The 12204-nt window shown below is 58.2% G+C and carries 10 protein-coding genes; 6 read left to right on the top strand and 4 right to left on the bottom strand.

Annotated elements, in window-relative coordinates; all coding sequences use genetic code 11:
- Positions 1 to 10: 10 nt before the first annotated feature.
- Entirely contained in the window at positions 11 to 601 is a 591-nt protein-coding gene (gene ssuE, locus ACODR9_RS00315) for an NADPH-dependent FMN reductase (protein WP_488807011.1), read from the bottom strand.
- 195 nt (positions 602 to 796) lie between these two features.
- Between ssuE and ACODR9_RS00310 the strand changes: the two genes are divergently transcribed.
- Positions 797 to 1573, top strand: coding sequence for a cysteine hydrolase family protein (locus ACODR9_RS00310; protein ID WP_488807010.1), 777 nt, complete (start codon positions 797 to 799; stop codon positions 1571 to 1573).
- An 81-nt stretch (positions 1574 to 1654) separates the two neighbouring features.
- On the opposite strand, the gene ACODR9_RS00305 is transcribed toward ACODR9_RS00310, so the two are convergent.
- Positions 1655 to 3052 carry an amino acid permease gene (locus ACODR9_RS00305; protein WP_488807009.1) on the bottom strand — a complete coding sequence of 466 codons (1398 nt, stop codon included), beginning with the start codon at positions 3050 to 3052 and terminating at the stop codon, positions 1655 to 1657.
- 566 nt (positions 3053 to 3618) lie between these two features.
- On the opposite strand from ACODR9_RS00305, the gene ACODR9_RS00300 reads away from it, so the two are divergent.
- From ACODR9_RS00300 to ACODR9_RS00290, 3 genes are all read left to right on the top strand, one after another.
- On the top strand, positions 3619 to 5400 hold the full coding sequence (locus tag ACODR9_RS00300; RefSeq protein ID WP_488807008.1) for a PAS domain S-box protein: 1782 nt from the start codon (positions 3619 to 3621) through the stop codon (positions 5398 to 5400).
- 4 nt (positions 5401 to 5404) lie between these two features.
- The gene (locus ACODR9_RS00295) at positions 5405 to 7843 is read left to right on the top strand and encodes a two-component system response regulator (RefSeq protein ID WP_488807007.1); all 2439 of its coding nucleotides are present in this window, start codon (positions 5405 to 5407) and stop codon (positions 7841 to 7843) included.
- Positions 7844 to 8016: 173 nt separating this feature from the next.
- Entirely contained in the window at positions 8017 to 8214 is a 198-nt protein-coding gene (locus ACODR9_RS00290) for a hypothetical protein (protein WP_488807006.1), read from the top strand.
- Between the two features lie 110 nt (positions 8215 to 8324).
- Here ACODR9_RS00290 and ACODR9_RS00285 read toward each other — a convergent pair whose 3' ends face one another.
- Positions 8325 to 9062, bottom strand: coding sequence for a siderophore-interacting protein (locus tag ACODR9_RS00285; RefSeq protein ID WP_488807005.1), 738 nt, complete (start codon positions 9060 to 9062; stop codon positions 8325 to 8327).
- Between the two features lie 33 nt (positions 9063 to 9095).
- Here ACODR9_RS00285 and ACODR9_RS00280 point away from each other — a divergent pair, with 33 nt between their 5' ends.
- On the top strand, positions 9096 to 9572 hold the full coding sequence (locus tag ACODR9_RS00280) for a MarR family winged helix-turn-helix transcriptional regulator (RefSeq protein WP_488807004.1): 477 nt from the start codon (positions 9096 to 9098) through the stop codon (positions 9570 to 9572).
- Between the two features lie 129 nt (positions 9573 to 9701).
- Positions 9702 to 10097 carry a VOC family protein gene (locus ACODR9_RS00275; protein ID WP_488807003.1) on the top strand — a complete coding sequence of 132 codons (396 nt, stop codon included), beginning with the start codon at positions 9702 to 9704 and terminating at the stop codon, positions 10095 to 10097.
- A gap of 78 nt (positions 10098 to 10175) precedes the next feature.
- Here the strand turns inward: ACODR9_RS00275 and ACODR9_RS00270 are convergent, their stop codons facing one another.
- Complete coding sequence (locus ACODR9_RS00270; protein ID WP_488807002.1) at positions 10176 to 12113, bottom strand: putative bifunctional diguanylate cyclase/phosphodiesterase; 1938 nt, start codon at positions 12111 to 12113, stop codon at positions 10176 to 10178.
- Positions 12114 to 12204: the final 91 nt, after the last annotated feature.

Here is a 12204-nt window from a genome sequence, read left to right as displayed (position 1 = left end):
GTGTCCGGTATTACAGGCTGATCAGCCGGGAGATAAAGTCGTTGGCATAACGCGGTGCATGCGGGGCTGGGGCATTCACCCCCAGCAGGGCAGCAAACTCATGCACGGCGGTTTGCAGGCGCTGTTCCAGTTCCTCGGCCAGTTCGGCCTCGCCATTGGCATTGGCGCCGATTTGCGACTCCACCGCATACACGCCCTGGTGGATGGCACTGGCCTTGAGCGCCGCCAGCACCGGCTTGATGGAGTAATCCACCGCCAGCAAATGGCCGGGGCTGCCGCCGCTGACCAGCGGCAACACTGGCTTGCCCGCCAGGCCGCCTTCGGGAATCAGATCCAGCAGCACCTTGAGCGCACCGGCATAGGCCGCCTTGTACACCGGCGTGGCGATGATCAGGCCGCTGGCCGCGCTGACCCGCTGCTGGAAGTCCTGGATTTGCGGATGGGAAAACTGGCCGTGCAATAGTGCATCGGCCGGAAAGTCGTGAATGCTGATGGTGTGCAGCTCGATATCCAGTGCGGCCAGCGCAACACGGCTGCGCTCGATCAGGCGGGCAGTGCGCGAGGTTTTGCTGGGGCTGCCGAGAATGGCAAGAACAGTCATGGGTGGGGGTTTCCGCAGTGCGTCATGGCAATGGACTGCACCTTAGCAGAGCCGCTTTATATCCATAAGCAAGAAAAACTGATCTTGTTATCAATAAAAATGCTTAGGATAAACCATGGCTCGAAATGCCGATCCGACTACCCAAATCACCCCGCTGCTTGCAAAATGGCGGCCTGTCATCTGGAAACCACCACCATGAGCCAGCATCTGCTGATCATTGATCCGCAAAACGACTTTTGCGACCACCCCACCGCCGCCCTGCCGGTAACCGGTGCCTGCCGCGATATGGAGCGGCTGGCCAAGCTGATTGAACAGCATGGCCCGGCCCTGGATGCCATCACCGTTACCCTGGACAGCCACCACCGCTATGACATTGCCCACCCGGCGTTCTGGTACGGCCCGGCGGGTGAACAGCCGCTGCTCTGCCCCATCACCCTGGCCGATGTGGATGCCGGGCGCTGGTTACCAGCCGATCCGGCCCTGTTGCCTGCGGTGCGTCATTACCTGCAACACTGCGCGCTGTTTGTCTGGCCGCCGCACTGCCTGGTGGGCAGCTGGGGCCACAATATTCACGACGGCCTCAACCAGGCACTACAGCAATGGGAATGCCAGCGCCTGCGCCCGGTGCAGTACCTGTTCAAGGGCCTGAACCCGCTGACCGAACATTTCTCCGCGTTCGAGGCCGACCTGCCGCTGGCGGATGACCCGACCACCTGCTTTAACCCGCCGCAGGTGGCTGCGCTGGTAGCGGCCCAGCGCGTCATCGTGGCGGGCGAAGCCCTGTCACACTGCGTGGCCAGTTCGGTACGCAGCCTGCTGCGCCATCTGGGGGCCGACTTTGCCCGCAAGCTGGTGCTGCTGGAAGACTGCAGCAGCCCGGTGCCAGGGTTTGAAGCACAGGCTGCAGACTTTGTCGCGCAAATCCGCCAACTGGGTGCGCAGATCCTCCCCAGCACGGCCCTGTTCGCCTAAGCCGTCAGGCAAACGAAAAGGGCGTGCCATCTGGCACGCCCTTTTTGCATTCCGGGGGCAAGCGCACCCCGGAAAAATCACTTAGTCACGCTCTACCGCAGCCAGTGCAGGCTGGTGGTGGCGACCCAGATTGAACATCTTGTACACCAGCGACACCGCAAGCAGCAGGCCACTGCCGACAAACAGCGATACGCGGGTATCCGGGTTTACCAGCATGCCAAACAGCACGCACACCAGGAAGGCAATGGTCAGCCAGTTGGTGAAGGGAAACAGGATGGACTTGAAAGGATGAGTGGCCATCTTGTCGCTATGCGCCAGACGGAAACGGGCCTGGCACACCAGCACCACAAACCAGGGCACCATGCCCGGCAGCACACTGGCGCTATACACATACACAAACACGCGTTCCGGATTCGGAATGATGTAGTTGAGTGCCGAACCCAGGCCGATGCAGGCAATGGTCACCCAGATGGCATTGACCGGCACGCCACCCTTGGACACCTTGGCCAGAAAGGACGGCAGTTGCTTGTTCTGCGCCAGGGTATACAGCATGCGGCCGCAGCTGTAGATGCCGCTATTGCAGCCGGACAGCGCTGCAGTCAGTACCACAAAGTTGATGACGCCAGCCGCTGCGGCAATGCCCACCTTGGCAAAGGTCAGCACAAAGGGGCTACCGCTGCTGCCAATCTGGTTCCACGGGTAAATGGCAACGATGACGAAGATGGCACCAACATAAAAAATCAGGATGCGCCAGATGATGTTGTTGATGGCACGCTTGAGGGTAACCTGCGGGTTCTTGGCTTCACCGGCGGTAATGCCCACCAGCTCTACACCCTGATAGGCCGCCACCACCAGGCACAGGGCAAACAAGAAGCCCTGCCAGCCACCGGCAAAGAAGCCGCTGTGCGCGGTAAGGTTGGCAAACCCGATGGCCGGCATATCGGCACCGCCCATCAGGATGAGCTTGAGGCCAACCAGAATCATCACCACGATGGTGGAAATCTTGATCAGGCCAAACCAGAACTCGAACTCGCCGTACAGGCGCACCGCCAGCAGGTTGGAGGCAGCCAGAATGGCGACAAAGGCAATGGCAGGCACCCACTGCGGCATGGTGGGAAACCAGTACTGCACATACACCCCGGCCGCAGTAATTTCGGAAATACCTACGGCAATCCACATCAGCCAGTAAGCCCAGGCTGTCAGGTAACCCCAGTAAGGGCTGAGGTATTTGTAAGCATAATGGGCAAAAGACCCTGCCACCGGTTCGGTATGCAGCATTTCACCCATGGTGCGCATGATGAAGAAAATAAAGACCCCGGCAATGGCATACGCCAGCAATACCGAAGGCCCCGTCCATTTCAGCGTGCTGGCCGAGCCCATGAACAGACCGACACCGATTGTCCCACCCAGGGCAATCAGCTCGATATGTCGTGCCTCAAGCCCGCGCTGCAGCTTTTTGTCACCTTGATTTTCTGACACGATTTATTTCCCGTTGGTTTCACATGTTTATAGCGACAGTCAAATACTGGCTCATATTCTGCCAAGGCCGGCATTGATCATCTTTGATCTGACTACGCATCCATGCTAACCACTTCACTGCAAGCACGCAATGAAATGCAGGTCATTGAAAACAATGGAAAACCACGCATTCGGAAACCCGAACGCACGCAATATTGATTATTCGAAAAACCGAATGATCCGGTATTTTATGCCTGCTTAAATAACAATTTTCATTCAAAAAAAGTCGCAAAAACATAAAAACAATTCACGCAACACCATACTCAATTCTTTTACTTTTATTTTGTTTTCCAATATCTGCACCACAACTGGCAATTGGTAAACCATACTTTCCCTGCCCGCTGCAACTGCCCGCAATCCTGGCGTCCACCCGCACCGATAGTCAGCTGATGTTGCTGGTTGGCAGGCTTTGCATCTTGTCCACCCGGTGAGATTGCGCAAACAGGCCAAGCAATACTTTCAATACGCATTTTCATTACCCATAATGGGTATTCAATCGCCCCCTCACCACAAGACGGTACAGGCGCATGGAAAAACTGCTCGCGGACCTGCTGCAAACCTCTCCCATCGGCATTGCCGTACTGGACAGCGAGCTGCGCTATGTCCACATCAACCATCAGTTGGCCAACTCCAACGGTTTGTCTCCTGAAGCGCACATCGGCCGCACACCGCGTGACGTGCTGCCAGAGGTCGGCCCCGGACTGGAAGCCATCATGCACAAGGTCATGGCCAGTGGCGTGGCCGAGTGCAATTTCGAGGCCAGCGCCGAGATTCCACCCGGGTCTGGCTGCATCACCTACTGGAATGCCAGCTACCACCCGCGCATTGACAAGCAGGGCCAGTCCTGCGGAATCATCGCCATGGTGGAGGATGTCTCGCTGAAAAAGCAGGCCGAACAAGCCATCCGCGCCAGCAGCGAACGCATACGCAAGGTGCTGGACGCCCTGTTTACCTTTGTCGGTGTGCTGGGTATCGACGGCACCTTGCTGGAAGCCAACCGCGCCCCGCTGGAACAGGCCGGGCTGGAACTGCCCCAGGTACAGGGCAAGCTGTTCTGGGAGTGCTATTGGTGGAACCACGACCCCGCCATTCAGCAGGCGCTGCAACAGGCCATCGCCAGTGCAGCCAGCGGCCAGACCGTGCGCTACGACGTGGTGGTACGCATGAAGAACGACAGCCGCATGACCATAGACTTCATGCTCAGGCCCTTGAGGGACGAAGATGGCCGCATCAGCAACCTGATTGCCTCCGGCATCGACATTACCGCGCGCAAGCAAAACGAACTGGCCTTGCAGATTAGCGAAACCTATTTCCGCGAAGTGGTGGAATCCACCCCGGACGGCCTGATGATGGTGGACCAGCATGGCGTCATCCGCCTGATCAACACCCGTATGGAGCAGCTGTTTGGCTACAGTCGGCGCGAGCTGGTGGGCGAAAAGCTGGATCATCTGCTGCCGGAAGGGTTTCGCAGCCAGCATGGCAGCTATGTCAGCGGCTTTTTCAGCCAGCCCGAAGCGCGTGGCATGGCCAATCGCAAGCCCTTGTTTGCCCAGCACCGCAATGGCACGCAGTTTCCCTGCGAAATCGGCCTCAACCCGCTGCATGTCGGTGGCGAGCTGCTTACCCTGGCCTGTATTTCCGATGTATCCGAGCGCTATTACGCCAAGCTGGACCTGGAAAAGGCCCTGCAAGAAAAAACCGTGCTGCTGGGTGAGGTACACCACCGGGTGAAGAACAATCTGCAGGTGATTTCCAGCCTGCTGAACCTGCAGGCCAGAACCGCCACGCCGGAAGTGAATAAGGCCTTGCTGGACAGCCAGAACCACGTCCGCTCGATGGCGCTGATCCACCAGCTGTTGTACGAGCGCAATGATTTCTCGCGCATTCCGATGTCGGTTTACATAGAAAGACTGACCCATCTGCTGCGCGATGTCAGCACCGGTTATGGCAATCACATTGTCTTCGGGTTTGAACGCAACGGGCCGGAAGCCTTTCTGGAGCTGCACAACAGCATTCCTTTCGGGCTGATCCTGAATGAAATCGTGGTCAATGCCTGCAAGCATGCGTTTGCACCAGGCCAGCCGGGCAAGGTGGAAATCCTGCTGCATTCAACCGAGCAGGTTCAACTGCAGATTCGCGACAACGGCAAGGGCTGCCCCGATGGCGTGCAGCTGGGCAGTACGACCACGCTGGGCTTCCAACTGCTGCCCATGCTGACCGAACAGCTCAGGGCGACGCTGACGCTGGACACGGCACCGGGCCAGGGCTGCTGCTTCACCCTGACCATTCCAGACCTTATCCGGGAGTAGATGCATGGCCAACCGCATCCAGATCGTCGAAGACGAGCGCATCGTGGCACTGGATCTGAAAATCGCGCTGCAAAGCCTGGGTTTCGACGTGGTGGCCAGTTGCGCAAGCGGCGAGGAAGCCATTGCCGCTGCCGGCAGCTTACGGCCAGATCTCATCCTGATGGACATCCACCTGGAAGGCGGCATGCCCGGCACCGAAGCCGCACTCATCATCCGCCAGACACTGGATATTCCGGTGGTGTACCTGACGGCCTTTGCCGAAGAAAACATCCTGCAACAGGCCGAGAAAAGCGCACCCTACGGCTATCTGCTCAAACCGTTTGAACTACGCGAACTGAACGCCACCATCCGCATGGCGCTAGCCTGCCGCACTGCCGAGCTGGAAGTCCACAAACAGCAAAAGCTGCTGATGCTGGCGGTGGAAACCGCCCAGCTGGGCATCTGGGAATGGGACCAGCAGCAATCTACATTTACCGGCCAGGGCTATTTCGGCAAGATCACCGGCCTGGACATGGCCCCGCGTCAGGAAACGGTTCCGCCCTTTCTGCGCCTGCTGGAACTGGCCGACCAGAGCCGGCTCAACCAGTTGCTGAAAGACCGTGGCCGGGTGGACATGATTACCACCATCACCCCGGACGATGGCGACGCGGTATGGGTGGAAATGTCGGTACAGGAATACGAACCGCAATGGCAGGAAAGCGCCAAGCAGATTGGCGTATTGCGTGACATCACCGAACGCATCAAGTCCGAACAATTGCTGCAGCAGGCTGGCGCGGTATTCCAGTCCACCGCCGAGGGCATTGTGGTGATAGACAGCGATAGGCTGGTGAAATCGGCCAACCCGGCTTTCCTGCGCATGACCGGCTACGCGCTGATGGAAATTCTGGGGCAGGATATCGACGATCTGCTGCACGTGAAAAAACACACGCCAGAGTTCTACAGCCAGCTCAACATGCTTGGCGATGTGGGCTGGCATGGCGAACTGATGTGCCAGCGCAAGAACGGCGAGCACTTTCCCGCCTGGGAGCACATCTGCCTGGTGTCCTACGACATGGACCTGCCGGCGCACTACATCATCGGCTGCACGGATGTCAGCTCCATCAAGAAAGCCGAAATCGAACTCAACCGCATGGCCTTTCATGACGCCCTCACCGACCTGGGCAACCGCTACCTGCTAAACGAGCAGCTGGCCATCGAACTAGAGCGCGCCGAAACCAGCGGCGGGCAGATGGGGCTGGTATTCATTGATCTGGACGGATTCAAACTGATCAACGACGGCATGGGCCATGCCATGGGCGACCAGTTTCTGAAGGTGGTGGCACAGCGCATCCGCGAAACCATCCGCCGCGCCGATATTCCAGTGCGCTTTGGCGGTGACGAATTTTTCATCATCTGCCCGCACAGTAACGAGCAGGACTGCACCACCATGGCCGACCGCCTGCTGGAAAAACTGGAACAGCCAATGCAGGCCGGCACGGAAAGCATTGTGGTGACCTGCAGCATCGGCATTGCCCTGTACCCGCAACATGGCACCAGCGCTGAAAAGCTGCTGAGTGCTGCCGACAGCGCCATGTACCAGGCCAAGCAGGCTGGCAAACGCCGCTATTGCACCTTCAACGAATCGATGGCTGAAAAAGTGCACGAGCGGCTGCGGCTGGAGCAAAGGCTGCGCCATGCAGTGAAAACCCGCAGCTTTACCCTGCACTACCAGCCGCTGATCCGGGTGGAGGACAACGTGCTGATTGGCTTTGAAGCCCTGCTACGCTGGCAGGACGAGGGGGTGAACATCCCGCCGGACGTGTTCATCCCGGTGGTCGAAGAGTGCGGATTGATTCAGGAGCTGGGCAGCTGGGTATTGCAGCAGGCCTGTATCGAGGCCAAACGCTGGAATGCTGATTACCACTACCCACTCAAGGTGGCGGTCAATGTGTCGGTCATGCAGTTTATCGAGCCGGATTTCCGCCAGCGTGTGGCTCGGGAGCTGAGCGACAGCGGTCTGGCCCCGCATCTGCTGGAGCTGGAAATCACCGAAAGCGTGCTGCAATCGCTGGAAAACAGCAAACGCATCCTGAAAGACCTCAAACAGATCGGCGTATCGGTCGCCATTGATGACTTTGGCACCGGCTATTCATCCATGGCCGTGCTGAAGGATCTGGCGGTGGACCGGCTGAAAATAGACCGCTCCTTTATCTGCAACACACCAGCACAAAGCCAGGACGCTGCCGTGTGCAAGGCCATCATCATGCTGGCCAAAAGCCTGATGCTGGGGATTACCGCCGAAGGAGTGGAGGAAATCACCCAGGTGGAATTTCTACGTGAAAACGGTTGCGACACCTTCCAGGGCTATTACTATTCACGCCCGCTGGATGCCCTCGCCATGGAGCAATACCTGCGTCACTACTTCAACAACGGCCCGGCGGCCACCGCCAGCACCCACCATTGAAGCAAGGGCTGGCGGCTTAACACACGCCCGCCCCAGGCCACGGCCATCCCAATCCCGCACGGCGGCAAGGTAAGTACCACGGCGGACCTCAGCCGATGTAAATCTGGGTAAAGCAACTCAAGCAGGCCGGGATTTCACCGATAGTTCTTATAAATGCAATAAGGAATCCAACCATGTTTCTGGGCGCAGTCGGTTCATTCATCAGCACCTCAGGTGGAGCCTTGCTCAAGGCGGGTTCATCCGTGGTAACCGAAGCCGCTTCCATTGTGGAAGCCCACCCGCTGCTGGCCGCTGCCGCCATCGGTGTCGGCATTTACGAATATGTCAGCAACCCCAGCCACCTGGGCAATTCGGTTGATACCACGGCCTGATACCGGCCCTGAAACCTGTTCCGCCCTGCCTCCATACCGGGGTGCTTTTGCTGCCAATCGCCAGGCGCCATAGCGGAAAGTCCATTTCCGGCAGGGTTTTGTCAGCCGCGCTAAGCCAGTCGTTCGTGAAAATCCGCCTCGCCCAGCCGCCAGTAGGCAGCCACCTTCACGCCTTCGCGCGGCAGCTGTTTTTCTTCCAGCAATACCGTGCGCGCCTGGCGCATCAAGCCCCCCTCGCCCGCGCACCAGGCAAAGCCATGGCCATCCGGCACTTGCCAGCTGTGCAACGCAGCCAGCAAGGCACCGCCATCGGTCAGTTGGGTGACCTCCCAGTGCGCCTGCAACGGCAGGTGCCAGCGCGCTGTGCTGTCGCCGCGCAGCAAAATCACCTCGACATGGGCACTGGGCGGTAGCTCGGCCAGACGGCGGCGAATGGCGGGCAAGGACGAGGCATCGCCCACCAGCAAATGCCAGTCCTGCTGCGCCGGGATAATCATCGAGCCCTTGGGCCCGGCAATGATGGCGCTCATGCCCTCCTCGGCCTGTTGCGCCCAAGTGGCCGCAGCGCCATGGCCGTGCAGGGCAAACTCCAGCGTCAGCTCGCCATCTTCCGCTGTTGCCGACAAGGGCGTGTAATCCCGCATCACGGTATTGCCCTGCTCATCCTGAAAAATAAATTTGATGTGGTCGTCAAAAGACTGTGACTGAAACCCTGCCAGGGCCTCTCCGGCAAAGGTAATGCGGGCAAAGCCGTCGTCGCTGCGCGCAACCTTGCGGACGGTGACATTGCGCTTGGCCAGCTCATATCTGACCCGTTCGATGCGGTGTTGCGGCAAAATGGTAGTCATGGCGACTCCAATTGATTGATAATATCACCTAATATGCAAAATAAAGTTGACCTTGTCAACAATGTTGACGACACCGCCGAGCAGATTTTCGAGGCCATCCACACCTTGATGCATCAATACCGCTCGCAGCAGTTTGCTGCGATCCGTGACGATGCACTGGGGTTGACCCATATGGAAGGCAAGGTGCTGGGCTATTTCTGCCGCTATCCGGGCAATACCCAGAGCGATCTCGCCCAGCACTCGGGGCGTGACAAAGCCCAGCTCACCCGGTTGATTGCCCGCCTGAAAGAAGCTGGCTTGCTGGAGGCCAAGGCCGACGAACGCGACCGCCGCAATATGCGGCTGTACCTGACTGCTGCCGGGCAAACACTGCACACCACCTTGCACCAGCACGGGCGTCAGTTGGCGGCACGTGCCATGCAGGGCGTCCCGACAGAACAGGCCGCCAGCCTGCTGCAAGCGCTGCTGCAAATCCGCCACAACCTGGAGCAGGAAGCAGGCAAATCCTGAACACCATGCAAACGGCCCCAAGGGGCCTGGTGTTGCGGCAGGCAGTCACCCGCTGGTCAGAAAGAAATTGCCCGTGCGACGGGAGAGCAAGGAAAATGAACAGCCAAGCCATCTATGGAGACATGTTGCATGATCAGCCATCTTGACCACCTGGTTCTGACCACCGCCCGCTTGGATGCCTGCCTGGCGTTTTATTGCGATGGCCTGGGCATGGCGCTGGAAAAATTCATTGGCGGCACCCCGCCGGTGGAGCGGCTGGCGCTGAAATTTGGCACCCAGAAAATCAATATCCACGTGCAAGGCAAGGAGTTCGAACCCAAAGCTGCCCTGCCCACCCCCGGCGCACTGGATCTGTGTTTCATCGCTGACATCCCGCTGGAGCAGGTAATCGCCCGCTTGCAAGAAAAACAACTGCTCATCATTGAAGGGCCGGTGGCGCGTACCGGTGCCAGCGGCAAAATCCGCTCCGTTTACCTGCGCGACCCGGACCAAAACCTGATCGAGATTTCCGAATACACGGCATGAACCGGCCATCAGCAGAATCACCTGCTGCAGCGCAGGATGACCGTGCTGTCAGCCTTCCGCATGCGTGCCGGCTAGCTTTTATTCAGGGGCAAGCGCTGGCGGCTGCGGCTTGCCAAAGTAGTAGCCCTGCAATTCGTTTACCCCCAGCGCCTGCATTTTTTCTGCCTGCTGCAGGGTTTCAATGCCTTCGGCAATAACCCTGATCTTCAGCCGCTGGGCAATAAACACCACGGCTTCGATGATGGCGATGTTTCTTTCATCAGCCGACTGAATAAAGGCCTTGTCGATCTTGATGGCGTCAATGGGCAGTTCGCTGATACGGGAGAACGATGAATAACCGGTACCGAAATCATCAATGTGGATTTCCGCCCCCAGCTGCTTGATGCGGAACAGCACCTGCTTGACCATTTCAATCTCGTTTTCGTGAAACACGCTTTCAGTCAGCTCGATAATCAGGTTGGCGGCACTAAAACCCTGGCTGGTAGCCCGTAATAGCTTGTCGACAAAATCATCCTGCAACAGCTGGTGCAGCGATACATTTACCGCCACTTTCACCGCCTCGTCATCGCCAGGAGGCAACAGGCTGGCTGCGGCAATGGCCTGCGCAATCACCCAGTCACCCAGCTCTACAATAGTGCCGCTTTCCTCGGCCACCGGGATGAACTCCACCGGGGAAACCAGCCCCAGCTCCGGATGCATCCAGCGCATCAGTACTTCAAAAGAGACTGGCCGGTGATCCCTAGCCGATACGATGGGCTGGGTGACAATGAACAGCTGCCGGTTGGCAATCGCCATGCGCAAGTCTTGCGTCAGGATTGACTTGCGCGTCAGCTGCGCCCGGATACCGGGATTGAAAAACACCACGCAGCCGGTACGTTTGGCTTCGCCAGCGGCAATGTCGGCGTACTGGAACAAGTTGTTGGGGTTATCGCAATCCTTTTCGGAAACCGCACCAATACTGGCATTGATGCAAACCATCTTGCCAGCAACTTCTAAGCGCTCATTGATTGCACTGCGGATCAGCTGACCCACTTCTCCCGGCGTCAGGGAATCCTCTCCCAGCTGCAACAGATAGAACACAAACTCGTCGCCACCCCAACGCCCCACCTGACAATCGACATTACTGAAGATGTCGTGGCTTAGCCGGGAGGCCAGCGCCTCCAGCCGCTGGGCCACCTGGCGCAGCACATCGTCGCCAGCCTCATGCCCCATGCCGTCGTTGATCTGCTTGAAACGATCCAGATTAACGAGAAAAACCGTGACATTGCCTGGCGTAATGCCGAAATACTTCACCAGATTGGACACGCCATGGCGGTTGAGCAGGCCGGTCAGCTCGTCGTGATAGGCCAGCCGCAGCAAATCCTTGCTTCTCTCGGCCACCCGTGTTTCCAGCGTATCGTTTTCGTATTGCAGCTTGGCCGCCAGCAAGGACACTTCATCCAGTAATTCCTTGTTGGACAAGGCCAGCCCCACGCTGCGGCGGATCAGCTTGTAATTGTTTTCGTGGCTGAACAGCATGACGCCGGAGAAAACAAACCCCAACGCCGCCAGGGCGATATAAGAAGGGATGCCGGTCAGGAGTAGCCGCACACAAACAGGCAGCAGCATCAGCAGGATATAGGCCTTGCCGGCAACTCTCAGGGAGGACAGGGTACCGGTGGCCCCGCCTGCCATCGAAGACAGGATGACGATAATGGCAAACTGCTGCCCCCCCTGATAATGGGCAATGCCCCACCAGCCCAGCCAGGCCCAGAGCCCACCGGCACTCAGCAAGCCCAGGCTCAGGTAGAACTTGTCGGCAATGAAAAAGGTTCTGGTGCGCCGGTAGCGCCGGGCCGCGTGCAGAAACTGCAGAAACCGCGCCAGCGTCAATGCCAGCGCGCCACCGGTCCACAACGGGACAAAACGGGATGCATCCTCAGACAGGATGTAGCTAATGATCAGCGTTGCCGCCAGATTAACCATCAAGCCCAGCGCGTAGTTCTTCAAGGACTCGCGCCATATTCTTTCCATCATTCCCTGCTGCATACACGGCCTTATGAATGGTAGTGCACTGTTTTTATTGTGGCCTTGAAATACCAGCACCCTGCCAGGCGGCCAGTCACAA

The sequence above is a fragment of the Aquitalea sp. FG25 genome (genome assembly GCF_057809375.1).
Note: the sequence above shows the minus strand (reverse complement) of the source record. Positions and strands in the feature narration are given on the sequence as shown.

What these genes read in the sequence shown, in the direction of transcription:
- ssuE (WP_488807011.1), bottom strand. Translation starts at nt 601, where the DNA reads ATGACTGTTCTTGCCATTCTCGGCAGCCCCAGCAAAACCTCGCGCACT.
- ACODR9_RS00275 (WP_488807003.1), top strand. Translation starts at nt 9,702, where the DNA reads ATGATCAGCCATCTTGACCACCTGGTTCTGACCACCGCCCGCTTGGAT.
- ACODR9_RS00295 (WP_488807007.1), top strand. Translation starts at nt 5,405, where the DNA reads ATGGCCAACCGCATCCAGATCGTCGAAGACGAGCGCATCGTGGCACTG.
- ACODR9_RS00310 (WP_488807010.1), top strand. Translation starts at nt 797, where the DNA reads ATGAGCCAGCATCTGCTGATCATTGATCCGCAAAACGACTTTTGCGAC.
- ACODR9_RS00285 (WP_488807005.1), bottom strand. Translation starts at nt 9,062, where the DNA reads ATGACTACCATTTTGCCGCAACACCGCATCGAACGGGTCAGATATGAG.
- ACODR9_RS00270 (WP_488807002.1), bottom strand. Translation starts at nt 12,113, where the DNA reads ATGATGGAAAGAATATGGCGCGAGTCCTTGAAGAACTACGCGCTGGGC.
- ACODR9_RS00280 (WP_488807004.1), top strand. Translation starts at nt 9,096, where the DNA reads ATGCAAAATAAAGTTGACCTTGTCAACAATGTTGACGACACCGCCGAG.
- ACODR9_RS00290 (WP_488807006.1), top strand. Translation starts at nt 8,017, where the DNA reads ATGTTTCTGGGCGCAGTCGGTTCATTCATCAGCACCTCAGGTGGAGCC.
- ACODR9_RS00300 (WP_488807008.1), top strand. Translation starts at nt 3,619, where the DNA reads ATGGAAAAACTGCTCGCGGACCTGCTGCAAACCTCTCCCATCGGCATT.